Origin of the sequence: Halomonas hibernica (assembly GCF_013183775.1) — a bacterium.
Taxonomy (GTDB): Bacteria; Pseudomonadota; Gammaproteobacteria; order Pseudomonadales; family Halomonadaceae; genus Vreelandella; species Vreelandella citrativorans.
Genome location: NZ_VIFN01000011.1, coordinates 48,097 through 74,410, shown reverse-complemented (window position 1 = coordinate 74,410; position 26,314 = coordinate 48,097). Strand labels below are relative to the sequence as shown.

The following is a 26,314-nucleotide window of genomic DNA, read 5'->3' as shown; positions in this document are numbered from 1 at the left end:
CCCTGTTCACATTTATCGAGCCCTATCATTATGCTTGAGCGCATTCGTATCGTTTTAATCGGCACTAGCCATCCAGGCAACATCGGCGGCGTTGCTCGCGCCATGCACAACATGGGCCTGGCCGATTTGGCGCTGGTGGCTCCGCGCTGCGAGATCATTACTCAGGACAGCATTTCGCGCGCCTCCGGTGCGGATCATCTTCTGCATCAGGCCAGCGTACATGCAACGCTTGAAGATGCCGTTGCCGACTGCACGCTGGCCGTTGGCGCGAGTGCGCGCTCGCGCACCCTGCCCTGGCCCATGCTGACACCGCGCGAACTGGCAGACCGCCTATCCGGCGAATGTCAGGCATCAACATCACGCGTCGCACTGGTCTTTGGCCGGGAAGATAGCGGCCTGACCAACGCCGAGCTGCAGCGTTGCCACGCCCATGTCCATATTCCCACCAATGCTGACTTTAGCTCGCTGAATCTGGCCGCCGCCGTTCAGGTACTTGCCTACGAAAGCCGCATGGCATGGTTAAGCCAGCAGGACGCAGCGCCCACGCCTGATACTGATGATGAGCTAGTGCCCCACGAAGAGCTGGAGCGTTATTTCGAGCACCTGGAGCGCACGCTAATTACCATTGAATTTCATGACCCAGCCCAGCCTCGTCAGTTGATGGCGCGGCTACGCAGGCTCTATTTGCGCGCCCGCCCCGAAAAAATGGAGATGAACATTTTACGCGGCATTTTAACCGCAACGGAAAAATCAGCAGACAAACAATAACCGGCATCCGCAAATCTGGGGTGGGGCAAAACTTGAAGTTACGCACCCGCGCCCCAACCTCGCTATCCTGCTAACGATGAACGATGCGTTACGTCATCCGCGATGCCTTAAATGACCGCGTGCCAGCCCTGACCAAGGATCACTCATGTTCCAACGCCTACGTGAAGACATTAACAGCGTATTTGACCGCGACCCGGCGGCCCGCAATTTTTTAGAGGTACTGACCAACTATCCCGGCCTCCACGCGCTGTTAATTCATCGTTGCGGTCACTGGCTATGGAAAAAAAACCTGAAATGGCTGGCCCGCACGCTGTCTACGTTTTCCCGCTGGCTGACCGGCATCGAAATTCATCCAGGGGCCACTATCGGTAGGCGCTTTTTTATTGATCACGGCATGGGGGTCGTGATTGGAGAAACCGCGCAGGTTGGTGACAACGTAACGCTGTATCAGGGCGTCACACTCGGCGGCACCAGTTGGAACAAGGGCAAGCGCCACCCCACCCTTGAGGATGGCGTTATTGTCGGCGCGGGGGCTAAAATTCTCGGTCCCTTTACCGTGGGTGCTGGCGCAAAGGTTGGCTCGAACGCGGTGGTCACCAAGGAAGTACCGCCTGGCGCAACGGTGGTGGGCATTCCCGGCAAGATTGTTAAACGCACCGACCCCGACGTTGAAGAAGCGCTAGAGGTAGACCCGGTTCGTCGCGAGGCCATCTGCCAAAAATTTGGTTTTGACGCCTACGGTGTCAGCCAGGACATGCCCGACCCGGTGGCGCGCTCCATGCAGGCAATGCTGGATCACATGCACGCGGTGGATGAGCGCATTGAACGAATGTGTTCAACGCTGCGTAAGCTTGATGGCAGTTACCATGAAGGAAGCCTGCCCGCGCTGCGCGATGAAGACTTTGCCGATATTCTGGATGAAAACGATACCGGTTGCGCTCCCAAAAGCTCAGATGACAATACGCCGCCTCCGGCTAAAGGTTGACCAAACTACTCAGGCTTTCCCATAATGGCAGCACATTTGCCGGGAGCACGCTGAACGTTCAGCGCCGAGGTGCCTGTCATGCGTTTAACTACCAAAGGCCGTTACGCCGTTACCGCCATGCTCGACTTGGCGCTGAACGGCGAGCTCAGCCCGACCAGTCTGGGGGATATTTCGCAGCGTCAGGGGATTTCCCTCTCCTATCTTGAGCAGCTGTTTGCGCGCCTGCGCCGCTCAGGGCTTGTCCGCAGCGTTCGCGGCCCGGGCGGCGGCTATTTGCTGGCCAAACCGGCGGCCGATATTAGCGTTTCAGCAGTCATTGATGCCGTTGATGAAACGGTAGATGCCACCCGCTGCCAAGGATTATCCGACTGTCAGCAGGGAAGCACCTGCCTGACCCACCACTTGTGGTGCGAACTATCCGGCCAGATTCGACATTTTCTTGATGACATCACCCTTGCCCAATTGATGCAGCGCCCCGATGTTCTACGTATCGCCTCGCGGCAAAAAAATCGCGTTGAAGCGGGTATTCTCGCCTCATCACCGTAATGGCCAAGGGCGTTATTACCGCTGCCCTGGCGCTATTAAATTAAGCGGGTCTTCATGACAACGACAACCACACCTTCACTGCCTATTTATCTGGATTACGCCGCCACTACGCCGGTGGATGCCCGCGTAGCCGAGGTTATGCAGCGCTATCTGACCGCGGACCAGCTATTTGCCAACCCTGCCTCGCGCAGCCATATGCTAGGCTGGCAGGCTGAACAAGTGGTGGAGCAGGCGCGTCGCCAGGTAGCCGATACCATTGGCGCCGACCCGCGTGAAATTGTCTGGACCAGCGGTGCAACAGAAGCTGACAACCTGGCGCTGATTGGCTACCTGCGCGCCAACCGCGAACGCGGCATGCACCTGGTCACGTCTACCATTGAGCATAAGGCAATCGTTGATACGGCGGTTGCGCTTGAGCGAGAAGGCTTTGACGTTACCTGGCTTACGCCCGCACACGACGGTACCATTTCGCCGGAGATGCTACGTGCTGCCATGCGTGATGACACCGCGCTGGTTTCATTAATGGCGGTCAACAATGAGCTAGGCAGCATTAACGATATTGCCGCGCTTGCCGAGGTCGCTCATGAATTTGGCGCGGTTTTCCATACCGACGCAGCTCAGGCCGTTGGCCGAATCCCGCTGGACGTGGTGGCGCAAAAGATCGATTTAATGTCCCTTTCCGGGCATAAAACCTATGGCCCCAAAGGCGTGGGCGCGCTGTATGTAAAACGCCACCCGGACATTCGCCTTGAGGCATTGATTCACGGTGGCGGGCATGAGCGCGGCATGCGCTCCGGCACCCTCCCAACGCATCAAATTGCCGGGATGGGTGAAGCATTTTTGTTAATACAAAAAGAGCATGCTAACGATCAGGCACATATCACGCACCTACAACAGCGCTTTTTAAAGGGGCTTGAAACACTGGATGGCGTGGTGGCCAATACTCCGCTTGACCGCGCAGTACCCAATATATTGAACCTCGCGTTTGAAGGCATCGACGGTGAGTCGCTGTTGATGGCCCTGCGCGATGTGGCCATTTCTACCGGCTCCGCTTGCAACTCGGCAAGCGTTGACCCCTCTTACGTCTTACTCGGGGTAGGCGTTCCGCGCACGCTAGCACTTTCATCGCTACGCTTTAGTTTTGGACGCTTCACCACGCAAGACGATATTGATCACGCGCTAACCCTCATTCGCCACGCGGTGAGCGGTTTACGAACACTGCCACGCTAAGCGGCTAGCGCTTTTACAAGGAGCACGCCTTATGGCAACACTCAACATTACCCCAGCTGCCGCACAACAGATCCGCCATGTGCTTGATGAACGTGGCCAAGGCCTAGGCCTACGTGTATCGGTCAAGCCCAGCGGCTGCTCGGGCTACAGCTATGTGCTGGACTTTGCCGATGAAGTCGGCAGTGACGAAGTTCTCTTTGAAGATCACGGCGCCAGCGTTTATGTGGCACCTGATGCACTTGAGATGCTGGATGGTAGCGAAGTGGACTATGTCAGCGAAGGGCTGAACCGCTTCTTCAAGTTCAACAACCCAAATGTTAAAGATGAATGCGGCTGCGGTGAAAGCTTTACGGTGTAAACCGTAGGCGCCAATGTCATCATCGGTATTCAACCCCCGCTTGAGGCGCTATAATCGCGCCCACTCGGTAATCGGTGGGCACTACCGTCATTTTGCCGAAACGATTTTCCTTCGCCGCCCCGGTTTGCCGAGGCGGCAATTTCTGCTTTATCCCTTTCTCTAAAGGCCTCAAGGAGATATTTACATGGCTACTGAACGCACTCTGTCTATCATCAAGCCCGATGCCGTTGCCAAAAACGCCATTGGCGACATCATCGCTCGCTTTGAAAAAGCCGGCCTGCAGGTTATTGCTGCTAAAATGACCCACCTTTCTGAAGAGAAAGCGGGCGGTTTCTACGCCGAGCACAAAGAGCGTCCGTTCTTTAAAGACCTCGTGGGCTTCATGACGTCCGGCCCGGTGGTTGTTCAAGTACTTGAAGGTGAAGGCGCGATTGCCAAAAACCGTGACCTGATGGGTGCTACCAACCCTAAAGAAGCGGCCCCGGGCACTATTCGTGCTGACTTCGCGGAAACAATCGACGCTAACGCTGTCCATGGTTCCGATTCTGCAGAAAGCGCTGCGCGCGAAATTAGCTACTTCTTCGGTAATGACGAAATCTGCCCGCGCTAATTTTTAGCGGCGCCGTTTCAACATTCGTTGCCGGCCATTTTCGCGGGGGCCTGGCCCCCGCCCTTTCTAGAACGCTGACCACCATGACCACCACCGTAGCCCAACATACGCCCGCTCCCCAATCTGCGCCTGACAGTGAAACGCCAGCGGCAAAAGCGCCTGAGCGCCAGAACCTGCTTGGCATGTCGCGCGAACAGATGGAAGCGTTCTTTTTGTCGATTGGCGAGAAGAAATTCCGCGCCGCTCAGTTGATGAAGTGGATCCACCAGGAAGGTAGCGATGACTTCACCGCGATGACCAACCTGTCCAAACCGTTGCGCGAAAAGCTGGCAAAAGTGGCCGAAATTCGTGGTCCCAGCGTTATTTACGAAGGCACCTCAGCCGACGGTACCCGTAAGTGGGTATTAGAAGTAGAGGATGGCAGCTACGTTGAAACCGTGCTGATTCCCGCTGAAAACGGCAAGCGGCGTACGCTGTGCGTCTCTTCTCAAGTGGGCTGCTCGCTGGACTGTAGTTTCTGCTCCACCGGCAAACAGGGCTTTCAGCGTAACCTTACCGCCGCCGAAATCATTGGCCAAGTATGGGTTGCACAGCGCAGCGTCGGGCCGCGCCGTGACACCGCTAACCGCCCGGTTACCAACGTGGTCATGATGGGCATGGGCGAACCCCTGCTCAACTTTGACAACGTAGTGCCGGCCATGAAGTTAATGCTGGATGACAACGGCTACGGGCTCTCCAAGCGTCGCGTTACGCTGTCGACCTCAGGCGTTGTGCCGATGATCGACAAGCTCGGCGACGAGATGGACGTAAGCCTGGCTATTTCGCTGCATGCCTCGACAGACGAGCTGCGCAATGAGCTGGTGCCTATCAACCGCAAATACAACATCCAAATGTTGCTGGATTCGTGTCATCGCTACCTGTCCAAGTGCCCGGACAATCGCCAGGTCACTATTGAATACACGCTGATCAAGGATGTTAACGACCAGCAAGAGCATGCCGAACAGCTCGCCGCGCTGCTTAAAGAGTTGCCCTGTAAGATTAATTTGATACCGTTTAACCCGTTTCCTAACTCAGGATATGAAAAACCATCACGCAACCAGGTCATGCGCTTTCAACAGTGGCTGTATGATTTGGAGTATAACGCGACGGTTCGTATGACTCGGGGTGAGGATATCGACGCAGCCTGCGGTCAGTTAGTGGGACGCGTGAAAGACCGGACAAAGCGCAGCGCTCGCTATATCCAATCGGTACAGATTGACGCTGACTAAACGGTGCTTATCTTGACTTCCGACGAGCACAGCGCTTTGATGGACACGGTTTATTCGTTGTGCCGGCGGTTAGTTAGCTATTTACACCATGAGGATCAACATGATCTGTCACTACAGGCGTTTTAACCCGTTTAGGGTGCCCATGTTCGCTGTACTGTTGAGCAGCGTATGGCTCGCCGGTTGTGCCACATCAAACACGTTACCCTCTCAGGCAAGCAATGACGCCAAGGATGCGTATACGCAGCTCGGCGTTGCCTACCTGGAGCGCAACAATCTCCCACGGGCGCGCGCCGCCCTGGGTCACGCGCTGGAGATCGACCCGCACCATGCCAAAGCATTGCAGGCCTTAGCCATGGTCTATCAACAGCAGGGCGACATCGAACTTGCCGACCAATATTTTAAACAAGCGATCGACGCCGACCCGACATTTACCCGTGCCCGCAATAATTACGCGGCATTTTTGTATCAGCAGGGGCATATTGCTGCCGCTTGCGATCAGTTGGAAAACGCATCTAACGATGCCCAGTACGCCAACCGTGCCCAGCTTTTTACCAACCTGGGCCAATGTTATTTGGCGCTGGAAGAATTTGATAAAGCGCGTGGGCGTTTAGCCCGCGCGCAGCGTATCGACCCGCGGCAGTCGCGGGGGTACTTGACGTTAGCCGAACTGGAAGTTTCACAGGGCAATTACCATGAGGCCTGGTCACCGTTGCACACCTATTTGCAGTTGGCCGGGCCAGACCGGGCAGCGCTGGAAATGGCAATTGATATCGCTCATGCCCAAGGCGACCATGCCACGGCAGCCGATTACCAGCGCCAGCTTGGCCTTATGAACTGACGCCCTGACCACTTAATTTTTAAGGATGCTCAGCCATGAGCGACACACAGTTACAAGATAGCGTTACTTCCTCCCGTACCACCTCCTCACCCGGCGAGATGCTCTTGCGCCAACGAGAAGAGCTCGGCGTGCCCATTGGAGAGGCGGCGCGCGCGCTTAATTTACGCCCGGCCGTCGTTGATGGCCTTGAGCATGATCATTATGACGAAATTCCGGTTATTGCTTACCGTCGTGGCTACCTGCGCTCCTACGCCAAATACCTGGGTCTGAGCGAGCATATGATCCTGGACGCTTACCAGGAGCGCTATGGCGCCGCGGATGCCGAGCGAAAAGTTATTCCGGTGGCGGTTAGTCGGCCCCCCTCAAAGCTGGGCGCCTGGCTATTTAAGCTGGTGACCTTGCTGGTGATTGCTGGCCTGATCGGCGTAACCGTCATGTGGTGGCAGAGCCGTGGTGGCAGCGAGCCGCCTGGCTTTAATGAGACGTCCAGCGTTGAAGAAGGTAGCGAAGTACCGCCGGTATCAGATACTGGCGCTGAGCCCACGCCGCCTCAGCAGCCCGCCATCACCTCGCCTGCCCAGCCGGAAAACGATACGGCCACGGGTGATACCGCTGGTAATAGTGAAACACTGCCTACTGATAACGCGGAGCAGACCGCGACAGTCGACGAGTCTGCCGCGCTTGATATTGCGGCAGATACGGATGCGACCAATACTGATGCAGCAGACGCTGATGAAGGTGCCACCGAGGAAGCGGCAACGGCCCCGGCAGGCAACCCAGGCCAGATGGAGCTCACGTTTAACGAGCAGTCCTGGACTGAAATTTTCGATGCCAACAATCAACGTGTATTTGTTGGCTTACAAACGCCCGGCACCAATGTAACCGTTGAAGGTGTGCCGCCGTTTCGTTTAACCGTAGGAAACGCCACTGGCGTCGTACTGCGTTACCAAGGTGAGCAGATCAACCTTGCAGAACGCGCAGGCGCCAACAATGTCGCCCGATTCACCCTGGGAGAGTGACCCGTCTTATGCACGCCCCTTCTCCGATAAAACGCCGCCAGTCCCGCCAGATTCACGTCGGCAATGTGGCGGTAGGCGGAAATGCGCCTATTTCCGTACAGAGCATGACCAACACCAACACGCTGGACGTGGCGGCTACCGTTGGGCAGATTCAGCAGTTGGAAAAAGCCGGTGCTGACATCGTACGCGTTTCCGTACCGGACATGGACGCTGCGGAAGCCTTTGGCAAAATCAAGCAGCAGGTGGGTGTGCCGTTGGTGGCCGACATTCACTTTGACTACAAGATCGCCCTGCGCGTCGCGGAGCTAGGCGTTGACTGCCTGCGCATCAACCCCGGCAATATTGGCCGTGAAGACCGCGTACGCGCGGTGGTGAGTGCCGCACGTGATAACGGCATTCCTATCCGCATTGGCGTTAACGCCGGTTCGTTGGAAAAAGACCTTCAGAAAAAGTATGGCGAGCCCACGCCTGCCGCGTTGGTAGAATCTGCCATGCGCCATATCGACCACCTGGATCGGCTCGATTTTCAAGAGTACAAGGTCAGCGTCAAAGCCTCTGATGTGTTTATGGCCGTTGCGGCTTACCGTGACCTTGCCACGCGTATTGAGCAGCCGCTGCACTTGGGTATTACCGAAGCAGGCGGGCTGCGCTCGGGCACCGTTAAGTCGTCTATTGGCCTGGGTATGCTGCTGATGGATGGTATCGGCGACACGATTCGTGTGTCACTTGCCGCCGACCCGATAGAAGAGATTAAAGTCGGCTTTGATATGCTCAAAAGCCTGCGCCTGCGCGCCAAGGGCATCAACTTTATTGCCTGCCCCAGCTGCTCACGCCAAAACTTTGACGTTATCAGCACCATGAATCAGCTTGAAGAGCGTCTGGAAGACATCATGACGCCGCTGGATGTTTCGGTGATTGGCTGCGTCGTTAACGGCCCGGGTGAAGCAAAAGAGACCGATATTGGCCTGACCGGCGGCAGCCCCGCCAACCTGGTGTATATCGACGGCAAACCGGCCAGCAAACTGCGTAACGACCACCTGGTGGATGATCTTGAGCGGATGATCCGCGAAAAAGTGCGCCAAAAACAGCAGCAAGAAGATGACATGATCGCCCGCAGCGTTTAATGCCGGGGCCATGCATCAGCCAGGATGCAGAACGAGGAGTTTTCATTGAGCAAGTCCGCTGTTAAAAAGATTCAAGCCATCCGTGGTATGAACGACCTGTTGCCCAGCGATAGTCCTCGCTGGCAATTTTTTGAGACCAAAGTACGTCAGTTAATGCATCGCTACGGCTTCGATGAAATTCGCACGCCGATTGTCGAGCAAACAGCGCTGTTCGCCCGCTCGATTGGTGAAGTGACCGATATCGTCGAAAAAGAGATGTACACCTTCGACGACCGCAACGGCGATAGCCTGACACTGCGTCCTGAAGGCACCGCCAGTTGCGTGCGCGCAGCGATGGAACACGGCCTGCTCTACAACCAGACCCAACGACTTTGGTACCAGGGTCCGATGTTTCGTCACGAGCGCCCTCAAAAAGGCCGCTATCGTCAGTTTCATCAGGTAGGTGTTGAGACATACGGCTTTGAAGGGCCGGATATCGATGCCGAAGTGATTCTGCTCTCGGCGCGCCTGTGGAAAGAGCTAGGCCTGTTTGAGCATGTCACGCTTGAGCTTAACTCGCTGGGCTCGTCCGAGGCGCGCGCCGCCTACCGCGATAAGTTGGTGACCTACTTTGAGCAGCACCGCGAGATTCTCGACGAGGACTCTCAGCGCCGTTTGATCACTAACCCGCTGCGCATTCTGGACTCTAAAAACCCGGCCATGGCAGACATGCTTAACGGCGCCCCGCAGCTCATGGATCATCTTGATGATGCGTCGCGCGAACACTTCGAGCAGCTGAAAGCCATGCTGGATGCGGCGGGCATCCCCTTTGTGATCAACCCTCGCCTGGTGCGCGGGCTCGACTACTACTGCCGTACGGTGTTCGAATGGACCACCAGTGCGCTGGGTAGCCAAGGCACGGTATGTGCTGGCGGTCGTTACGATGGCATGGTGGAACAGCTGGGCGGCAAACCGACCCCGGCGGTTGGGTTCGCCATGGGTATTGAGCGGTTAATCCTGTTGCTGGAGACGCTAAACCTGGTGCCGGACGAAGCCCTGGGCGGCTGCGATGTCTATCTCCTGCCTATGGACGATAACGCAACGATTGCCGCGCTCACGCTTGCCGAACAGCTGCGTAGTGAGCTTCCCGACTTGCGCCTTCAACTGCACTGCGGCGGTGGTAGCTTTAAGAGCCGCATGAAAAAGGCCGATAAAAGCGCTGCGCCCATCGCCATCCTGCTGGGCGAGGACGAACTGGCCGAACACGCCGCCACGCTTAAGTTCTTGCGCGATGACCGCGAACAGCAACGCGTGAGCCAAGCGGCACTTTCTGCCACGCTAGGCGACCTGCTGGCCCACTAAGCCAACCGAACAGGCGCTGTGCGCTTACAAATAACTAATCGCCGCTGTGCTGCGGCGATTTTATGCAATAGGAGGCCGCCCGTGGCGGATCGAAGCGAAGAAGAGCAGCTGGACATCGTTAAGCGCTGGTGGAAAGAGAATGGAACCTCTCTGATTGCAGGTGCCGCTCTTGCTGCTGCGGGCGTCTTTGGCTGGAATGCATGGCAAAACTATCAGCAAGGTCAGTCGGAAGCCGCCTCAGTGCGCTACCAGCAATTGATCAACGTTGCCATGGCCAACGAGCTGGATGAGCAGCAAACGGCCAGCGCCCGCGAGCTCATTAGCGAGCTTACCGACGATTATGGCAAAACGCTCTATGCTGAATTGGCGCTGCTTATGGACGCTCGGTTAGCCGTACAGCAGGGCGATATCGATGCGGCAAAGGTCTCTCTTGAACAGGTAGCTGATAACTCATCGCGTCGCTATGTGCAAAGCCTGGCCTGGCTGCGTCTGGCACGCATTGAGGTCGCCAACGGTAATCCTGAAGCGGCACTTGCTTTACTGGATGAGCCGATCAGCGAAGCCCTGGCGGCGCAGCAAGCCAACGTCCGCGGTGACGCCTACGCAGCCTTAGGGCAAACCGATCAGGCGCGGAGCGCTTGGCAAAACGCGCAGGAACTTGCAGAGAGCCTCGACCAAACGCTTTACGGCGTACCATTCAAGCTTGACGATCTTGGCGCCGAGGAGGCGACACAATGATGAATCTGCGTCTTTCCAAACAGATCATGCGCGTGACGCTAGGTGCGGTAGCCATTGCTCTACTGGCAGGTTGTGCCAATAAAGGCGAACCCGCGTATACGCCCAAAGAGCTGCGTAGCTTTGATGAAACATCAAATCTGACCACCCAGTGGCGCCAGAATATCGGCAGCGGCCTGGGCCGTGCGCGTTACCCTATCGCCCCTTCCCGTGAAGGCAGCACGATCTTTGCCGCCGATGCACAAGGCCTGGTCATGGCGTTAAACGCTAATACCGGTAATCGTGAGTGGCGCGTAGAGCTTGATACACCGATCTCCAGCGCACTGACCGCGATTGCAGGCCAGGTCTACCTGGGCACTCGCAACGGTGAAGTGATTGCACTGGATCAACGCGATGGCAGCGTCAGCTGGCGCTCCAGAGTATCCAGCGAAGTACTGGCCGCGCCTCAAGCCAACCAGCAATTGCTGGTCGTCCAAAGCGTTGATGGTCAGATAACGGCGCTAGACCGCACCAACGGTCAGGAGCGCTGGGTTTATACCAGTTCTCAGCCTGCCCTTACCCTTCGCGGTACCGGGACGCCGATGGTCATTGACCCGGTCACTTTCGTCGGCCTCGCAAACGGACGCCTAGCCACGCTTGATAACCGTAGCGGCCAGCCGCTGTGGGATATGCAAATCGCCACCCCCAGTGGCCGTAGCGAAGTTGAGCGACTGGTCGATATTGCCGGCCAGCCGCTGATTACGCCTGACGGCCGCCTGTTTGTCACCAGTTACAACGGTCGCGTGGTGGCACTGGAAGCCACACGCGGCAGCGTACTCTGGGAAAGTAATCTCTCTAGCCGCCATTCACCGCTGATGGTGGGTAACTATCTTTATGTGGTTACCGACGACAGCCACCTCGTCGCGCTTGATGCCGAAAATGGCCAAGAAATATGGCGTAACAATGAACTTGAAGATCGCTGGCTTACCGCCCCAGCCTTTGCTGATGGCCGTATCGTGGTTGGCGATTTTGAAGGTTATGTCCATTTGATCGACGCGCGTGAAGGTAACATCGTGGGCCGCACCCGGGTGCATAAATCCGGCATTAGCGTGTCCCCCATTACTGATGGCAGCACCATTCATGTCCAGGCCGACAATGGTCGTCTGGAAACCCTGGAAGTCACTCCATGACACCCGTCATTGCTTTGGTCGGTCGCCCCAATGTGGGCAAATCGACACTGTTTAACCGCCTAACGCGTTCGCGTGATGCACTCGTGGCCGACTTTCCCGGCCTCACCCGCGACCGCAAGTATGGCAACGGCATGCTGGGCGGCAAAGCCTATACGGTGATTGATACCGGTGGTATCAGTGGTGATGAGGAAGGCATTGATGCAGCGATGGCTGAACAGTCGCTTGCCGCGATTGATGAAGCCGATATTGTCCTGTTCCTGGTCGATGCCCGTGCCGGGCTTAACGTAGCGGATGAAGCGATTGCCAACCACCTACGCGTTAACCAGAAAAAAACCTGGTTGGTGGTGAACAAGACCGATGGCCTGGAAGAGCACTCGGCCATGGCCGACTTCTGGAAGCTGGGCCTTGGCGACCCTTGGGCCATTGCTGCCGCGCACGGACGTAATGTTTCAACGCTGATTGATACCGTGCTTGAGCCGTTTCCCGAGCGCGACCCCAGCATTCCAGCGGATATCGGTTCCAAAGGCATCCGCATTGGGGTCATTGGTCGCCCCAACGTGGGCAAATCCACGCTGGTCAACCGCCTGCTGGGTGAAGATCGTGTCGTGGTGTTCGATGAAGCCGGTACCACGCGTGATGCTATCGAGATTCCTTTCGAGCGCCGCGGCAAGCCGTATGTGTTGATCGACACCGCCGGTATTCGCCGCCGCAAGAACGTTAGCGAGATTGCCGAGAAGTTTTCCATTATCAAAACCCTTGACGCGATTAAAGAGTGTCATGTGGCGGTGATGGTACTGGATGCCCGCAGCGGCCTGGTTGAGCAGGATCTTCACCTGTTGGATTACGTGCTGACAACGGGGCGTGCGCTGGTACTGGCGATCAACAAGTGGGATGGCCTGGAGAGCGAAGCAAAAGACAAGATGCGTGCCGATATCAAGCGCCGCCTGGGCTTTGCCGACTACGCTGAAATGCACTTTATTTCAGCTCTGCACGGTACCGCAGTGGGTGATTTATACCCCTCCATTGAGCGGGCATTTAATGCGGCCAACGCACACTGGTCGACCAACCGGTTGACGACCCTGTTACAGGATGCGGTCAGCCAGCACCAGCCCCCGATGGTTAACGGGCGGCGTATTAAGCTGCGTATGGCCCACCAGGGCGGCAGTAATCCGCCGATTATCGTTGTGCACGGTAATCAGACCGCGTCGGTTCCTGAAGCGTATCGCCGCTATCTGATCAATACTTTCCGTAAAGTGCTGAAGGTGCGCGGCACGCCCATGCGGTTTGAGTTCCGCTCAGGCGATAACCCGTTTGACTCTATGGCCGGGGCCAGTGATAAAGAGAAAGCCAAAAAGCGCGAGCTTACCCGCACTAAAGATGCACGCAAAAGCCGTCGCTAAACGCTCCATGCGCTATCCCGCAGTAATAACGCCTGCTTGTTTAAGCAGGCGTTTTTTGTTTTAAGCTAACATGTGCAAATTTGCTTGACAGAAACCAGCGCGGCCCCTCAAATAGCCGCGCTTCTCGCTCATGCTCCCCGGCGCTTGCCGCCACCACCCTTCTCAGGAGGGAACCTTATGTTATATGCCGTTCGTTACTGGCGCTGGCTTGTGATGCTGAGTTTGGCAAGCCTGCTTACCGGCTGCCTTGCACTCCCCCAAACGGGGCTATTTGCCTTTCGCTTGGCCATTACCTCACTCGGCGTGGAGAATGTACGTATTGGCCCCTACTCCGTTGACGCAGGCCTGGACACCAGCGATTTGACCAGCCTGCTGGCTTCAAGCCTGGGCATGGGTAGCCTGCCGGTTCAGGCAACACTCGCAATGGGCCTTGGGCTGCCTGCGGGAATGCCGGCAGTAGCCATGTCAGGCTTTAACTGGACGCTGGACATGCCAGGTGTTGACCCCGTGGAAGGGGAGTATACCCAGGATGTTTCATTAACCTCGGGCGACGGCGCCAATCTACGCTTGCCGGTGGCATTTGATATCCTGGGCACCGATGCCCAAAAAATGGCGCCAATGCTGAACCTGGTCCAGCAGCTCGCCTCTCAAGGCGAACTACCCGCAGGCAGTGAGCTTGCGATCACGCCGGGCGATTTACGCGGCCTAGGCATGACGCTACCGGCGGGGCTGCTCACACCGACCATTCGCCTTAATGTGGGTGAAGATGGTCAGCTAATCCCTCAGCGTTAAGCTGTTTCTGCCCAGCATGGCAACAGAGGCTAGCCAATGCTCCACGTGGTCAAGTCATCTGGTTAAATGTCGGCTCAGTTCAGCGTTTCCCCCTAGCCTCAATCCCTGTCCTTAATCACTGTCCTCAAGTGCATTAAGTGGCAACAAGGGGATTGATTTACCCTGCACAGTGGTTATCTTGTGTGCATGGAATTCAATCATCTTTAAGGAAATCATCTCATGCGTTGGCTTCGTCCCTTTGCTGTTACTGCGCTATGCGCTTCTTTAGCGGCCTGTTCAACGTCCCCTACCGGACGCTCGCAATTATTGCTGCTTTCTGATGACCAGCTTAACGAGATGGGCCAACAGGCATTCGCCCAGTACCAGCAGGATATTCCTACCGCAGGCCAGGCAAGCCACCGCTATGTGCAGTGCATCACCAATGCCATCGTGGATGTATTACCGGCTGAACAGCGTAACCTTGACTGGCAAATCCGGGTATTTGAAGCCGAACAGCCCAACGCCTTCGCACTGCCTGGCGGTTATATGGGGGTCAACACCGGCATGCTGAATGTTGCCACCAACCAGGATCAACTGGCCTCCGTGGTAGGCCATGAAATTGGTCACGTACTTGCCCGCCACGCCAATGAGCGGGCATCGACCGAAAACGCTACGTCACTAGGGCTTTCGGTTATTTCCAGCGCATCGGGTATGCAAACCCCTGGCGGACAACAGCTGATGGGCGTGCTGGGCATGGGCGCGCAATACGGCATTGCCTTGCCGTTCTCACGTAGCCATGAAAGCGAAGCGGATGTGATTGGCCTGGACCTGATGGCACAGGCAGGCTTTGACCCGCGTCAAAGCGTTACGCTCTGGGAAAACATGCAGGCCGCCTCGGGCGGTGGCGCGCCACCGGCCTGGATGTCGACGCACCCAAGCCAGGGGCAGCGCATTGAGGGCCTACAAGCCAATATGGACACAGCGCTTGCCACCTACGAGCAGGCGCGCAACAGCGGGCACACACCTAACTGCCAGCGTCCGTAACCCTTTGCTTTAATTTGTAACGATAAAGGGCCGATCCATCTCGGCCCTTTTTTGATGAACACATGCAAGCGGCTAACCCGCGTTGAGCATTCTGCGCAGCATCTGGCGTACCTGAGTCGTCTCGGGGCGTACATTTCGCCATAGATAAAATGCTTCAGCGGCTTGCTCTACCAGCATTCCCAGGCCATCCAACCGCTGGGCACCATGCGTTCCTGCCCACTTCAAGAAAACCGTTTGCGTAGCGCCATACATCATGTCGTAGGCCCAGGCATCGTTTGCAAACAGATGACCCGGCAGAGGGGGTAAATCGCCCGTTAGGCTGGCACTGGTTCCGTTGATCACGACACTAAAAGGGCCTTTTGCTGCCTTAAACCCTCCGCCGTGAATCTCGCCCAAATCAGCAAAATCGTCGGCCAATTGTTGGGCTTTTTCAGCCGTTCGGTTAACGACCACCACCTCGCCAGGCTTTTCTGCGAGTAACGGCTCTAAAATTCCCCGCACGGCCCCACCAGCGCCCACCACCAGGATGCGCTTATCGGCAAGCGCTACACGGTTATATGCAAGGTCGCGTAACAAGCCAACGCCATCGGTATTATCGCCGTAAGTAAGGCCATTACCTCCGACTATCAGCGTATTCACCGCGCCAGCCCGCTGAGCACGTCTGCTCAGGGTATCGCAGAGCGCAAACGCCTCCTCCTTAAAGGGTACGGTAACGTTGGCCCCTCGCCCGCCGTTACCAACAAACGTTCGCCAGGCATCGGTAAAGCCATCCAACGGCGCCAGTTGTGCTGTGTATTCAATTTTTTGCTGTGTTTGCAGGGCAAATTCGTTATGAATGAGGGGTGATTTTGAGTGCTCAATGGGATTACCCAATACGCAATAAAGGTCACTCATCAACTCGTTCCTGTACGCTGTTTTATATTTCTGTGGATCACGATGTTTAAGCCCTATCCGACACGTTGAGCCAGTCTCTTGGCACCAGGTAATCATTTAGCGTGGCTTCAGCACTGCCAGGGGCAGGCGTATAGGCATACTCCCAGCGCGCCAGTGGTGGCATCGACATTAAAATTGACTCGGTGCGCCCGCCACTTTGTAAGCCAAACAGCGTTCCTCGGTCCCATACGAGGTTAAATTCTACATAGCGGCCGCGACGGTAAAGCTGAAACGCTCGCTCACGCTCGCCCCAGGCAGCCGCTTTGCGGCGCTTAACAATCGGCACGTAAGCCTCTAAAAAGCTATCGCCCACGGCGCGTTGAAAGGCGAAACACTCCTCGAAACTGCCAGCATTCAAATCATCGAAAAACAGCCCGCCCACCCCACGGGTCTCATCACGGTGCTTTAAATAAAAGTACTCATCGCACCACGCTTTATAGCGGTCATAAACATCATCGCCAAAAGGGTCACAGGCGGCTTTGGCCGCCTGGTGCCAGTGCACAACGTCCTCAAGCACCGGGTAATAGGGCGTTAAGTCAAAGCCTCCACCAAACCACCAGACGGGCGTTTCGCCCTCTTTTTCAGCCATAAAAAAGCGTACGTTGCCGTGGCTGGTAGGGACATGCGGGTTTTCAGGATGTAGCACCCAGGAAACTCCAACCGCATGAAAGCTGCGACCGGCAAGCTCCGGCCGGGCTGCCGTTGCCGAGGGCGGCAGTTGAGCACCATACACATGGGAAAAGTTGACGCCGCCTTTTTCAAAGACACCGCCCTGCTCAATCACGCGTGAGCGTCCACCACCGCCCTCCTCACGCTGCCAACTGTCCTCCTTAAACGCAGCTTTACCATCAGCCGCGGCCAGCCCCTCACAAAGCCGGTCTTGAAGGCCGAGCAGGTACTGCTTAACGTCGTCTAAATGCTCGTGCGCCACGATGACTCCCGTTCAAAATTTTTACTACACAGTAATCTTCACCATAGCGCGTTTAAGCACTTGGTACTTAAGCCGTTTACTTATCTATTTAAGCGCGCATTACCTGGCCACTGGCTAAATCACGGATGGTGCTGGGTCGTGGATTCCCACCCAGCTCGCCCGCTACTATCGCGGCGACCTCCTGCCCAAAAATAGTGGCTACTTCTTCATCGCTCATGGCAGGTGCCTCACCCGCACGATTGGCCGATGTCGACACCAGTGGCCCGCCAAACGCTTCGCATAACGCTTTCATTAAGGGGTGGTCGGTCACGCGTAAGGCCACGCGTTGATGAGCACCGCGAACCAGCGCATGGCTGCGACCGTTATCCGGCACCAGCCAGGTGTTAGGGCCAGGCCAACTGGCCGCAAGTGGAGCATGCAGTTCAAGCGGCAATTGGTTTAGCCAGGGCTGAAACTGCTGGATACTGGCCGCCACCAAAATAATGCCTTTGGAAGGGTCGCGCTCTTTCATGCGCATTAACCGGGTAAGCGCTTCGTCATTATCCGGGTCACAGCTAAGCCCCCACACGGCCTCGGTGGGACACGCAATAACACCGCCAGCATGCAGTGCATGAATGGCAACTTCGAGGTCGACAGCCGGTTTCATTGGCTCTCCTGCTCTACAAGCAATTAGCGATAAGAGAATGCTCACATCCTATCATGGCCTGGGTAAGCGTACCCAACCACCCACCTGCTGAGCGACCCATCCATCAAGCTCCAGCATCAATAACCGCTGCTGGCAGCTGCTGACAGACTCCCCGGTATGCTGAACCAGTGAATCAAGCGGCACCGGCGTTGCCGATAAAACGTTAAGCAGCTCATCAGGCAGTGGTTCGCTTGATGGCGCCATTGACCCTGAAGGGGGAGACGAAGCCTTCACGGACGCGGGTAAAAAGCTACCCGCCCACTGCTGCAACTCTTCAAGCATATCGTCGACATGGCGCACCAGCGTTGCGCCATTCCGCAACAAGTGCAGGCAGCCTTGAGCCTGAACATTGTGCAAAGACCCAGGCAGGGCAAAAAGCTCCTTGTTCTGCTCCAGGGCCAAGCGAGCACTCACCAATGAGCCGCTTTTCTCGGTGGCTTCGATCACTAACGTCCCCAATGAAAGCCCGGTCACAATCCGGTTGCGGCGCGGGAAGAACGCGGGGCGCGCCTTGGTGCCCGGCGGATGCTCTGACAACAATAACCCGCCAGGCGCGCAGCTCAGTTGCTCATGCAGGTCGCGATGTCGAGCCGGGTAAATAACGTCCACGCCACAGCCTAACACCGCAATACTGCTTCCACCGGCACTCAGCGCGGCGCGCTGAGCGATGCCATCAATGCCCAGCGCCATACCGCTGACCACGCACCAGCCTCGGCGAGCCAGTTCCCGCGCAAAGCCTTGGGCATTGGCATTACCTTCCGAGGTGGGTTTGCGGGTTCCCACCATGGCAATCCTTGGCCCTTCAAGCGCCTGTAAATCCCCTTGGGCCCAAAGAATGGCGGGCGGGTCCGGTAGCTCGTTGAGCAGCTCAGGCCAGGCCGGGTGGTGACGATGCAGAATATGTCGCGCTGGTCCGCTCTGCTGCCATGCCCGCGCATCGTCTACGCATCGCTGAAGCGGGCTGCGCTCGGGGTGTTCAAGCCACAGCCGTAAGGCACTGGCGGCGTTAGCGGGCAGTGTCGCCAGCCAACCTTCCGGCCAGCGCGGCTGGCGTGCCACCATCTGGGTAATGCGCAGTGCGCCCATGCCCGGCAAGGCGTTGACCACTAACCACTCACTGGTATTCATCGACGCTCCTCAACGTGCATGCTGAATATCCCCATTGCGTTATAATTCCGGAGTCACCACACGATCACCCACTTCCAGCATGCTGGACGCTTGCATCACCAGCGCATAACTCACCTGCTGGTAAGGCTTCACTACCATTGCCCAGCCCGCGGGGCTCGGTGGCAACGGCGTTACTACCTGGCGACGCGCGTCGAAAACAGTTTCGCTGGGCGAATTCACTTGAAGCAGATGCCCTGGCTCCAGGCCGTCTTGCGCGCCTACATCCAAAGCAATGATGTGCAAGGCACCTATAAAACGTACGCCGCCGGGCACGGCAAGAATACGACCGTTTATTGCACTGCTCGGCAAGCGGGGTTGAAGCGCCGTTCGAGGCGCATCGGGTTCCAGGGCAAGAATAAGATCGTTACTACGCACCTCTTGATGAGCGCTAAGCACTTCCAGCAGGGCAATATCCTCCTCACTGCGTACAAGGCGAGCTTCGCCGATGTGACTTAACGCCTGCCCCAACACCGCGCCGTCGTCAGCAGTATAGGTCTGTGTCTGACGATAAATACCGAAGGTGGCAAGGCCCGTCGTTGCTCTATTCGTTACGCTGCTCAGTACGCTTTCCAGTGCATGACTCGGCATAGCGCCACGGGCGTAAATCCGGTCACCTGCACCGTTGATCAATCGCTGATGCTCGCCAGCCAACACATAGGCCATCTCAGGCTGGCGCGCTCCGGCTTCTATTACTCGGTGTTCACGCCAAAAGGCGTTAAGGCTTTCAAGCGAGAGTGTGCCGAGCTCACTTACCCTCGCGTCTAGCGCTCCATCGGGCATTGGCAAGGTGCGTATTTGGGGAGAAAGCGTCACCACCGGCAGCGTTTCAGCGCCAACGGCGTGAAGACTTATTAACAACCCAGACAGCAGGCTTACTACCCTCTTGAGCACGTCACAACGCGCGTTTTGTCTTGCCGCGCGGCGCATAAAGTTGGCTAGCACTATCCCGTACTCCGTGAAGGATGTTTCGATCATTTTCATGGCGCTTCACCGCATGTGCTGATGCCCAGGAGCGCTGCCAGCGTGATATAGTGGCGATTAGCAAAGTACCAGGCCGCCGCTATTCGGCCTGATTATCCAAGATTTAGCTTAACGATGACGGTAATCCCCATGGCCAAACTTCCTATTCTCGAATTCCCCGATGAGCGCCTGCGCACCAAGGCGGTACCGGTGGAAACCGTTGACGACGAGGTCCGCCAGCTTGTCGACGATATGTTAGAGACCATGTACGACGCGCGTGGCATTGGCCTTGCAGCCACCCAAATTGATGTCCATCGTCGTATCGTCGTCATGGACGTAAGCGAAGATAACTCGCAGCCGCTGGTGCTGATCAACCCTCGCTATACGCCGGTCGGCGAAGACCAAGAGCCGCTTTCTGAAGGCTGCTTGTCGATTCCCGAGCACTACGCGGAAGTGCCGCGCTACCTTACGGTAAAACTCAACGCGCTTGACCGTAACGGCGAGGCGTATGAGCTTGAGGCCGATGGCCTGCTGGCGCACTGCATTCAACACGAGTACGACCACCTTGAAGGTGTACTGTTTGTTGATTATCTTTCGCCACTAAAGCGCGACCGCATCATGAAAAAAATGCAGAAACGTCATAAGCTGATGAAAGACGACGCTTAACAGCCATCCGTTTTAGCACAGTTTACTTCGGTTTTTGTAGATGTTTTGTAAGTGAGCGTATTTAAAACGCTTAAGGCCGAGAAGCCTGGTACTCCATACAACGGTACAACAGCCGTTGTATACCCTGCTTCTCGGCCTTTATTGTTGCCCCAGGCTTTCTCATTTTCCCTGTTACCAGGTACCTGTTGTCATGTCACAGTTGCGCGTTGTTTTTGCTGGCACGCCTGATTTCGCTGCCTCAAGCCTTGCGGCCCTACTGGCCAGCAAACATAAGGTAGTGGCGGTTTATACCCAACCCGACCGCCCGGCAGGTCGTGGTCGCAAACTCACGCCAAGCCCCGTTAAAAAGCTTGCTCTTGAGCATGCGCTTCCGGTCTACCAGCCACAAACGCTAAAAGACCCGGCCGCTCAAGCGGAGCTTGCCGCTTTAAACGCCGATATTATGGTGGTCGTGGCGTACGGTTTATTGCTGCCTCAGGCAGTATTGGACACACCGCGCCTGGGGTGCATTAACGTCCACGCCTCACTGCTACCCCGCTGGCGCGGTGCCGCCCCGATTCAGCGCGCGATTGAAGCCGGTGATAACGCCTCGGGCGTTACCATCATGCAAATGGATGCAGGGCTTGATACCGGCGCCATGCTGCACGAAGTACGCACCCCGATCACCGAGCAAACCACCGGTGGCGACCTGCATGACCGCCTGGCACTTCAAGGCGCCACTGCGCTCACCAGCGTGCTGGATAAACTGGCCAACGGTAACGCCAGTGCGACACCCCAGCCGGAAGAAGGCGTTACCTACGCCACCAAGCTCAGCAAAGCTGAGGCCGAGCTGGACTTCACTCAGCCTGCTGAACGCCTTGCGCGTAAAATCCGCGCCTTTAACCCCTGGCCGGTGGCGTGGTGTCAGATGGGTGATGACCGCTTACGCTTACTCATGGCAAGCGTTGCAGCCGGTGAACAGGGCGCAACGCCGCCCGGCACGCTGCTTGAAAACGGTGAAGACCATCTGCGTATTGCCTGTGGCCCGGAAGGCCGCGAGGTTTTATGTATCAGCAGCGCCCAACTTCCTGGCGGCAAGGCCATGGCTGTGCGCGACTTACTCAACGCCCGCCATGCCCGATTGACGCCCGGTAACCGCCTTGGTCAGCCTGAATCCCAGCAAGGAGACGCTTTATGAGTCAGCAACGCTCACAACACGGTAAACGCGCATCAGGCAATAGCGGCCAGGACGTGCGCGCCGCCGCCGCCCGTGCGTTAGCGCCGGTCATCTCTCAGCAAGGCTCACTGGCCGCGCTGGATGAGAACAGTGTCGTTGCCCGCGACCGGGGCCTTTTAAAAGAGCTCTGCTTTGGCACCTGTCGCCAGCTTCCACGTTTGGAAGCGCTGGCTAACAGCCTGCTAAAGCAGCCCTTTAAAAAGCGTGACAGTGATATTCACGCCCTGCTGCTGCTGGGTATTTATCAGTTGCTGTATATGCGTATTCCCGCCCACGCAGCCGTCGGCGAAACCGCCGGTGCCGCGCGCTTGTTGGGTAAAGAGTGGGCGACCCGCGTACTGAATGGCTGCCTGCGCCGCCTACAGCGCGAGTCCGATGAACTTCAGGCCGCCGTTGATAAGGATGAGAGTATTGCGCTGGCCCACCCCCGCTGGCTGCTGGAGGCACTACGCACCGCCTGGCCGGAGCAGTGGCGGGCAATTGTTGAGGCAAATAATCAGCCTGGCCCCATGACGCTGCGCGTCAATCAGCATCACAATGACCGCGAAGCCTATATAGAACGGCTGACCGAACAAGGCTTAAGCGGTGAACTCTGCGCCCACTCGCCGGATGGCATTACCCTTAACACGCCCTGCGATGTCACCCTGCTACCCGGATTTTCCGAGGGCCACGTTAGCGTACAGGATGAGGCAGCCCAGCTGTGTGCTGCGCTACTTGGCCCAGCCCTGGCACCTCGCCCCGGTGCGCAGGTATTGGATGCCTGTAGCGCGCCTGGCGGCAAAACGGCCCACTTGCTTGAACAGTTTGATATTGCGCTGACCGCCTTGGATAGCGATAACCAACGCCTTTCGCGAGTAGAAAGCACGCTAGAGCGATTGGGGCTATCCGCCACGCTTCAGAATGTGGATGCCACTCAGCGCGACTGGTGGAACGGCACACCGTATGAGGCTATTCTGCTTGACGCTCCTTGCTCGGGCACCGGCGTTATACGGCGCCATCCGGATATCAAAACGCTGCGACGCAAAGAGGACATCCGCAAGCTGGCCAAGCTACAGCAGCAGCTACTGGACAATTTATGGCCCATGCTGCGCGAAGGCGGCACGCTGTTATACGCCACCTGCTCGGTACTGCCTGAGGAGAATGCCCAACAGATCGAGGCCTTCCTGGCGCGCACACCTGATGCCAAAGTGACCACGCCCAGCGATGTGGCCTGGGGTATCCAAAGCGGTCAGGGCCGCCAGCTATTTCCAGAGCAAGGACGTCATGACGGCTTTTTTTATGCCAGGCTTGAGAAGCAGTCTGCCTAGGCGCGTTCTGGTGCCAAGGCAGTGAACTCATGACTAAGGATGGAGATACCATGACTCACCACACCTACAAGCACATAGAAATCACCGGCTCTTCCGAGAAAGGCATCGAGGAAGCCGTGCAGAATGCAATCGCCAAGGCATCCGAGTCTATCCAGCACATGCGCTGGCTAGAAGTGACCGATACACGTGGCCATATTGAAGACGGCCGCGTGGCCCACTGGCAGGTCACCGTTAAAGTCGGTTTCACGCTGGAATAATCCTTACCTGCATTTCGACGGCGGCTGGTTTACACTGGCCGCCGTCTTTATTGCAGCGCATTACGTTAGATATACAACGCTACCTATTGCGCTGGCGCTTTCAATGGAACCGATGCTCAGTAATGAAAATCATCATTCTCGGCGCCGGCCAGGTCGGCGGCACCCTGGCGGAGCACCTCGCTCGCGAGGAAAATGACATCACCGTTGTCGATACCGACGCCAATAAGCTGCGCGAGCTGCACACCAAGCTCGATATTCGCACTGTCACCGGCGCGGGTTCCTACCCTATCGTTCTGCGGCAGGCTGGCTGCGAAGATGCTGACATGTTAATTGCGGTGACCAACAGCGACGAAGTCAACATGATCGCCTGTCAGGTCGCGCATACGCTGTTCCGCACGCCTACTAAAATTGCCCGAGTGCGCGCCACGCCCTATCTGACTCGCAAGGGGCTTTTTGCCCACGAAGCGATCCCCATTGATGTATTGATCAGCCCCGAACAGGTGGTCACCGATCACGTCCGCCGCTTGATTGAGCACCCCGGTGCGTTGCAGGTGCTGGACTTTGCGGATGGTCTGGTGCAGCTAGTGGCGGTCAAAGCGGTGTATGGCGGGCCACTGGTGGGTCAGGACCTGGCCTTTTTGCGCAGTCATATGCCCAACGTGGATACTCGCGTCGCGGCTATTTATCGGCGTAACCGGCCCCTCATCCCCCGCGGCGACACGGTCATTGAAGCCGACGATGAGGTGTTTTTCCTTGCTGCCAGGAGAGACATTCGCGCGGTCATGAGCGAGCTTCGGCGAATCGAACGAGGCTTTCGCCGCGTCGTCATTGCGGGCGGCGGCAACATTGGCGAACGCTTGGCCGAGCATCTGGAACATAGCCATCAGGTCAAGATTATCGAGCATAGCCTTGAGCGCTGTACCACGCTCTCCGAACGGCTTGACCGCACCGTCGTGCTTCACGGCAGCGCGACCAGCAAGCGGCTTCTGGAAGAAGAGAACATTGAAGACTGCGACATTTTCTGCGCGCTGACCAATGACGACGAAGTCAATATCATGTCGTCGCTGCTGGCCAAACGGCTGGGGGCCAAGAAGGTGCTTACGCTGATCAACAACGCCGCTTACGTAGACCTCGTTCAAGGTGGCGAGATCGATATCGCGATTTCGCCCCAGCAGGCCACGATTGGCAGCCTGTTAACCCACGTACGCCGAGGCGATATCGTCAATGTGCATTCACTGCGCCGTGGAGCGGCAGAAGCCATTGAAGCCATTGCTCATGGCGACAAACACTCTTCGAAAGTTGTCGGTCGTACCGTTCGCGAGATCGGCCTGCCCGAGGGCACCACGATCGGGGCGATTGTGCGCGGCAAGGACGTCATTATCGCTCATGGGGATGTCACGGTGGAGAGCGGCGATCACGTGATTCTGTTTGTGATCGATAAGCGCCGCATCCGCGATGTCGAGCGTATGTTCCAGGTCGGTTTGACGTTCTTTTAGGAGCATGCACCTACCATGAGTCTGCGGGTCATTTTACGCATTTTAGGGCTGCTGCTGATGCTGTTCAGCCTGACGATGCTCCCCCCCATTTTGATTTCCCTGTGGTTTCGCGATGGGGTCTGGTACGCATTTATGATCGGTATCGCCATTACGGCGATCACCGGCTTAACCTTGTACCTACCCAACCGCCGTGCCCACAAAGAGCTACGCATCCGTGATGGTTTTTTAATCGCGGCGATGTTCTGGACGGTTCTGGCGCTGTTTGGTTCGCTACCATTGATGCTGTTTGGCGATACGTCGCTGAGCATTACCGATGCGGTGTTTGAATCATTTTCAGGCCTGACCACGACAGGCGCCACGGTGATTACAGGGATCGACTTTTTGCCCAAATCGATTCTCTACTATCGCCAACAGTTGCAGTGGCTTGGCGGGATGGGGATTGTGGTGCTGGCCGTCGCGATTCTGCCTACGCTTGGGGTCGGCGGCATGGCGCTTTACCGCACCGAAATTCCAGGACCTCTGAAAGACTCCAAACTAACGCCACGCATTACCGAAACGGCCAAAGCGCTTTGGTACATCTACGCCACTCTCACCATGGCCTGCATGGTGGCCTATATGCTGGCCGGCATGGATTGGTTTGATGCCATAGGGCACAGTTTCTCTACCGTGGCGATTGGCGGTTTTTCTACTCATGATGCCAGCATCGGTTACTTCAACAGCGCAGCGATTGAGCTGATTTGCGCGGCTTTTATACTCATTTCCGCGTTCAGTTTTAGCCTGCATTTTATCGCCTGGCGTGAAAAGCGCTTGCTGCACTACTTCCAAGACCCGGAAGCACGCTTTTTAATGCTGTTTCTGGCAGGACTTGTCACGATTACCGCGATTACCCTGTGGCTGACACACACCTACGATACGCTAAGCGGGTTGCGCTACGCGCTTTTCGAGGTGGTGTCCGTCGCGACCACAGCAGGCTTTTCCGTCGCCGACTTCTCGGCCTGGCCTGGCGCTATCCCTTTTTTACTGTTTATTGCCGCTTTTGTGGGCGGCTGCTCCGGTTCAACAGCTGGGGGAATGAAGGTCATCCGGATTATCCTGATTCTCAAACAGGGCATGCGCGAGGTTATGCGCTTGATCCATCCCAATGCGGTTATCGCGGTTAAAGTCGGCAAAGTGAGTGTACCCGACAGCATCGCCCAGGCCGTTTGGGGGTTCTTCTCCGCCTACGTCATGCTGTTCTTTTTAATGCTGATGGGCGTTATGGCGACCGGCGTGGATCAGGTCACCGCCTGGTCGACCGTGGGATCAGCGCTTAATAACCTTGGCCCGGCACTCGGAGAAGCCAGCGGCAACTACGGCGAGTTACCTGATCTTGCCAAATGGATACTGGTGCTTGCCATGCTGCTGGGCCGCCTGGAAATTTTTACCGTGTTAGTGTTATTTACGCCCGCTTTTTGGCGGCGCTAATTCGGATGATGCCGTTTACTATTTGA

27 protein-coding genes are annotated in these 26,314 nt (G+C 56.7%); 22 read left to right on the top strand and 5 right to left on the bottom strand.

The window, feature by feature from the left end; translation table 11 throughout:
• The first annotated feature begins 30 nt into the window (after nucleotides 1–30).
• The 16 genes from trmJ to FKN99_RS14845 all read left to right on the top strand — a co-directional run bounded on the left by trmJ (nucleotide 31) and on the right by FKN99_RS14845 (nucleotide 15,206).
• Nucleotides 31–768: a tRNA (cytosine(32)/uridine(32)-2'-O)-methyltransferase TrmJ gene (gene trmJ, locus FKN99_RS14920; RefSeq protein WP_172118621.1), complete on the top strand. Its 738-nt coding sequence runs from the start codon at nucleotides 31–33 to the stop codon at nucleotides 766–768.
• A 145-nt stretch (nucleotides 769–913) separates the two neighbouring features.
• On the top strand, nucleotides 914–1,753 hold the full coding sequence (gene cysE, locus FKN99_RS14915; RefSeq protein ID WP_087106562.1) for a serine O-acetyltransferase: 840 nt from the start codon (nucleotides 914–916) through the stop codon (nucleotides 1,751–1,753).
• Nucleotides 1,754–1,831: 78 nt separating this feature from the next.
• Nucleotides 1,832–2,299, top strand: coding sequence for a Fe-S cluster assembly transcription factor (locus FKN99_RS14910; RefSeq protein WP_087106560.1), 468 nt, complete (start codon nucleotides 1,832–1,834; stop codon nucleotides 2,297–2,299).
• A gap of 54 nt (nucleotides 2,300–2,353) precedes the next feature.
• Nucleotides 2,354–3,529, top strand: coding sequence for an aminotransferase class V-fold PLP-dependent enzyme (locus FKN99_RS14905; RefSeq protein ID WP_172118620.1), 1,176 nt, complete (start codon nucleotides 2,354–2,356; stop codon nucleotides 3,527–3,529).
• 31 nt (nucleotides 3,530–3,560) lie between these two features.
• Nucleotides 3,561–3,887 (top strand): HesB/IscA family protein, encoded by a 327-nt coding sequence (locus FKN99_RS14900; RefSeq protein ID WP_087106557.1) that lies wholly within the window; start codon nucleotides 3,561–3,563, stop codon nucleotides 3,885–3,887.
• 184 nt (nucleotides 3,888–4,071) lie between these two features.
• Nucleotides 4,072–4,497, top strand: coding sequence for a nucleoside-diphosphate kinase (ndk, locus tag FKN99_RS14895; protein ID WP_172118619.1), 426 nt, complete (start codon nucleotides 4,072–4,074; stop codon nucleotides 4,495–4,497).
• A gap of 83 nt (nucleotides 4,498–4,580) precedes the next feature.
• Nucleotides 4,581–5,765 carry a 23S rRNA (adenine(2503)-C(2))-methyltransferase RlmN gene (gene rlmN, locus FKN99_RS14890; protein ID WP_172118618.1) on the top strand — a complete coding sequence of 395 codons (1,185 nt, stop codon included), beginning with the start codon at nucleotides 4,581–4,583 and terminating at the stop codon, nucleotides 5,763–5,765.
• 100 nt (nucleotides 5,766–5,865) lie between these two features.
• Nucleotides 5,866–6,603, top strand: a complete 738-nt coding sequence (gene pilW / locus FKN99_RS14885) for a type IV pilus biogenesis/stability protein PilW (protein WP_172118617.1) — start codon at nucleotides 5,866–5,868, stop codon at nucleotides 6,601–6,603.
• Nucleotides 6,604–6,638: 35 nt separating this feature from the next.
• Nucleotides 6,639–7,622 (top strand): RodZ domain-containing protein, encoded by a 984-nt coding sequence (locus FKN99_RS14880; RefSeq protein ID WP_172118616.1) that lies wholly within the window; start codon nucleotides 6,639–6,641, stop codon nucleotides 7,620–7,622.
• An 8-nt stretch (nucleotides 7,623–7,630) separates the two neighbouring features.
• Nucleotides 7,631–8,746, top strand: coding sequence for a flavodoxin-dependent (E)-4-hydroxy-3-methylbut-2-enyl-diphosphate synthase (gene ispG, locus FKN99_RS14875; RefSeq protein WP_172118615.1), 1,116 nt, complete (start codon nucleotides 7,631–7,633; stop codon nucleotides 8,744–8,746).
• Between the two features lie 45 nt (nucleotides 8,747–8,791).
• Nucleotides 8,792–10,087, top strand: a complete 1,296-nt coding sequence (gene hisS, locus FKN99_RS14870; protein ID WP_172118614.1) for a histidine--tRNA ligase — start codon at nucleotides 8,792–8,794, stop codon at nucleotides 10,085–10,087.
• An 81-nt stretch (nucleotides 10,088–10,168) separates the two neighbouring features.
• On the top strand, nucleotides 10,169–10,825 hold the full coding sequence (locus FKN99_RS14865) for a YfgM family protein (protein WP_172118613.1): 657 nt from the start codon (nucleotides 10,169–10,171) through the stop codon (nucleotides 10,823–10,825).
• The gene (gene bamB, locus FKN99_RS14860) at nucleotides 10,822–11,991 is read left to right on the top strand and encodes an outer membrane protein assembly factor BamB (RefSeq protein WP_172118612.1); all 1,170 of its coding nucleotides are present in this window, start codon (nucleotides 10,822–10,824) and stop codon (nucleotides 11,989–11,991) included. The genes FKN99_RS14865 and bamB overlap by 4 nt, the downstream gene beginning before the upstream one ends.
• Complete coding sequence (der, locus tag FKN99_RS14855; protein ID WP_172118611.1) at nucleotides 11,988–13,391, top strand: ribosome biogenesis GTPase Der; 1,404 nt, start codon at nucleotides 11,988–11,990, stop codon at nucleotides 13,389–13,391. The genes bamB and der overlap by 4 nt, the downstream gene beginning before the upstream one ends.
• Before the next feature lie 177 nt (nucleotides 13,392–13,568).
• Nucleotides 13,569–14,183, top strand: a complete 615-nt coding sequence (locus FKN99_RS14850) for a hypothetical protein (RefSeq protein ID WP_172118610.1) — start codon at nucleotides 13,569–13,571, stop codon at nucleotides 14,181–14,183.
• Nucleotides 14,184–14,402: 219 nt separating this feature from the next.
• Nucleotides 14,403–15,206 (top strand): M48 family metallopeptidase, encoded by an 804-nt coding sequence (locus tag FKN99_RS14845; protein WP_172118609.1) that lies wholly within the window; start codon nucleotides 14,403–14,405, stop codon nucleotides 15,204–15,206.
• 72 nt (nucleotides 15,207–15,278) lie between these two features.
• Here the strand turns inward: FKN99_RS14845 and aroE are convergent, their stop codons facing one another.
• From aroE to FKN99_RS14820, 5 genes are all read right to left on the bottom strand, one after another.
• Complete coding sequence (aroE, locus tag FKN99_RS14840) at nucleotides 15,279–16,100, bottom strand: shikimate dehydrogenase (RefSeq protein ID WP_172118608.1); 822 nt, start codon at nucleotides 16,098–16,100, stop codon at nucleotides 15,279–15,281.
• A 46-nt stretch (nucleotides 16,101–16,146) separates the two neighbouring features.
• On the bottom strand, nucleotides 16,147–17,070 hold the full coding sequence (gene hemF, locus FKN99_RS14835; RefSeq protein WP_172118607.1) for an oxygen-dependent coproporphyrinogen oxidase: 924 nt from the start codon (nucleotides 17,068–17,070) through the stop codon (nucleotides 16,147–16,149).
• A gap of 88 nt (nucleotides 17,071–17,158) precedes the next feature.
• Entirely contained in the window at nucleotides 17,159–17,716 is a 558-nt protein-coding gene (locus tag FKN99_RS14830) for an L-threonylcarbamoyladenylate synthase (RefSeq protein WP_172118606.1), read from the bottom strand.
• Between the two features lie 51 nt (nucleotides 17,717–17,767).
• Nucleotides 17,768–18,883 carry a DNA-processing protein DprA gene (gene dprA / locus FKN99_RS14825; RefSeq protein ID WP_172118605.1) on the bottom strand — a complete coding sequence of 372 codons (1,116 nt, stop codon included), beginning with the start codon at nucleotides 18,881–18,883 and terminating at the stop codon, nucleotides 17,768–17,770.
• A 39-nt stretch (nucleotides 18,884–18,922) separates the two neighbouring features.
• Nucleotides 18,923–19,903 carry a peptidoglycan-binding protein gene (locus FKN99_RS14820; RefSeq protein WP_172118604.1) on the bottom strand — a complete coding sequence of 327 codons (981 nt, stop codon included), beginning with the start codon at nucleotides 19,901–19,903 and terminating at the stop codon, nucleotides 18,923–18,925.
• Nucleotides 19,904–20,032: 129 nt separating this feature from the next.
• On the opposite strand from FKN99_RS14820, the gene def reads away from it, so the two are divergent.
• The 6 genes from def to FKN99_RS14790 all read left to right on the top strand — a co-directional run bounded on the left by def (nucleotide 20,033) and on the right by FKN99_RS14790 (nucleotide 26,288).
• On the top strand, nucleotides 20,033–20,548 hold the full coding sequence (gene def, locus FKN99_RS14815; protein ID WP_172118603.1) for a peptide deformylase: 516 nt from the start codon (nucleotides 20,033–20,035) through the stop codon (nucleotides 20,546–20,548).
• Between the two features lie 190 nt (nucleotides 20,549–20,738).
• Entirely contained in the window at nucleotides 20,739–21,725 is a 987-nt protein-coding gene (fmt, locus tag FKN99_RS14810) for a methionyl-tRNA formyltransferase (protein ID WP_172118602.1), read from the top strand.
• On the top strand, nucleotides 21,722–23,071 hold the full coding sequence (gene rsmB, locus FKN99_RS14805; RefSeq protein ID WP_172118601.1) for a 16S rRNA (cytosine(967)-C(5))-methyltransferase RsmB: 1,350 nt from the start codon (nucleotides 21,722–21,724) through the stop codon (nucleotides 23,069–23,071). Before fmt ends, rsmB begins: the two co-directional genes overlap by 4 nt.
• A 50-nt stretch (nucleotides 23,072–23,121) precedes the next feature.
• Nucleotides 23,122–23,328 carry a dodecin gene (locus tag FKN99_RS14800; protein ID WP_172118637.1) on the top strand — a complete coding sequence of 69 codons (207 nt, stop codon included), beginning with the start codon at nucleotides 23,122–23,124 and terminating at the stop codon, nucleotides 23,326–23,328.
• 122 nt (nucleotides 23,329–23,450) lie between these two features.
• Entirely contained in the window at nucleotides 23,451–24,824 is a 1,374-nt protein-coding gene (gene trkA / locus FKN99_RS14795) for a Trk system potassium transporter TrkA (protein WP_172118600.1), read from the top strand.
• Nucleotides 24,825–24,839: 15 nt separating this feature from the next.
• Entirely contained in the window at nucleotides 24,840–26,288 is a 1,449-nt protein-coding gene (locus tag FKN99_RS14790; RefSeq protein ID WP_172118599.1) for a TrkH family potassium uptake protein, read from the top strand.
• Nucleotides 26,289–26,314: the final 26 nt, after the last annotated feature.

Coding starts and splice junctions, on each gene's coding strand:
- trmJ (WP_172118621.1), top strand. CDS start 31: ATGCTTGAGCGCATTCGTATCGTTTTAATCGGCACTAGCCATCCAGGC.
- cysE (WP_087106562.1), top strand. CDS start 914: ATGTTCCAACGCCTACGTGAAGACATTAACAGCGTATTTGACCGCGAC.
- FKN99_RS14910 (WP_087106560.1), top strand. CDS start 1,832: ATGCGTTTAACTACCAAAGGCCGTTACGCCGTTACCGCCATGCTCGAC.
- FKN99_RS14905 (WP_172118620.1), top strand. CDS start 2,354: ATGACAACGACAACCACACCTTCACTGCCTATTTATCTGGATTACGCC.
- FKN99_RS14900 (WP_087106557.1), top strand. CDS start 3,561: ATGGCAACACTCAACATTACCCCAGCTGCCGCACAACAGATCCGCCAT.
- ndk (WP_172118619.1), top strand. CDS start 4,072: ATGGCTACTGAACGCACTCTGTCTATCATCAAGCCCGATGCCGTTGCC.
- rlmN (WP_172118618.1), top strand. CDS start 4,581: ATGACCACCACCGTAGCCCAACATACGCCCGCTCCCCAATCTGCGCCT.
- pilW (WP_172118617.1), top strand. CDS start 5,866: ATGATCTGTCACTACAGGCGTTTTAACCCGTTTAGGGTGCCCATGTTC.
- FKN99_RS14880 (WP_172118616.1), top strand. CDS start 6,639: ATGAGCGACACACAGTTACAAGATAGCGTTACTTCCTCCCGTACCACC.
- ispG (WP_172118615.1), top strand. CDS start 7,631: ATGCACGCCCCTTCTCCGATAAAACGCCGCCAGTCCCGCCAGATTCAC.
- bamB (WP_172118612.1), top strand. CDS start 10,822: ATGATGAATCTGCGTCTTTCCAAACAGATCATGCGCGTGACGCTAGGT.
- der (WP_172118611.1), top strand. CDS start 11,988: ATGACACCCGTCATTGCTTTGGTCGGTCGCCCCAATGTGGGCAAATCG.
- FKN99_RS14850 (WP_172118610.1), top strand. CDS start 13,569: ATGTTATATGCCGTTCGTTACTGGCGCTGGCTTGTGATGCTGAGTTTG.
- FKN99_RS14845 (WP_172118609.1), top strand. CDS start 14,403: ATGCGTTGGCTTCGTCCCTTTGCTGTTACTGCGCTATGCGCTTCTTTA.
- aroE (WP_172118608.1), bottom strand. CDS start 16,100: ATGAGTGACCTTTATTGCGTATTGGGTAATCCCATTGAGCACTCAAAA.
- FKN99_RS14830 (WP_172118606.1), bottom strand. CDS start 17,716: ATGAAACCGGCTGTCGACCTCGAAGTTGCCATTCATGCACTGCATGCT.
- dprA (WP_172118605.1), bottom strand. CDS start 18,883: ATGAATACCAGTGAGTGGTTAGTGGTCAACGCCTTGCCGGGCATGGGC.
- FKN99_RS14820 (WP_172118604.1), bottom strand. CDS start 19,903: ATGAAAATGATCGAAACATCCTTCACGGAGTACGGGATAGTGCTAGCC.
- def (WP_172118603.1), top strand. CDS start 20,033: ATGGCCAAACTTCCTATTCTCGAATTCCCCGATGAGCGCCTGCGCACC.
- fmt (WP_172118602.1), top strand. CDS start 20,739: ATGTCACAGTTGCGCGTTGTTTTTGCTGGCACGCCTGATTTCGCTGCC.
- rsmB (WP_172118601.1), top strand. CDS start 21,722: ATGAGTCAGCAACGCTCACAACACGGTAAACGCGCATCAGGCAATAGC.
- FKN99_RS14800 (WP_172118637.1), top strand. CDS start 23,122: ATGACTCACCACACCTACAAGCACATAGAAATCACCGGCTCTTCCGAG.
- trkA (WP_172118600.1), top strand. CDS start 23,451: ATGAAAATCATCATTCTCGGCGCCGGCCAGGTCGGCGGCACCCTGGCG.
- FKN99_RS14790 (WP_172118599.1), top strand. CDS start 24,840: ATGAGTCTGCGGGTCATTTTACGCATTTTAGGGCTGCTGCTGATGCTG.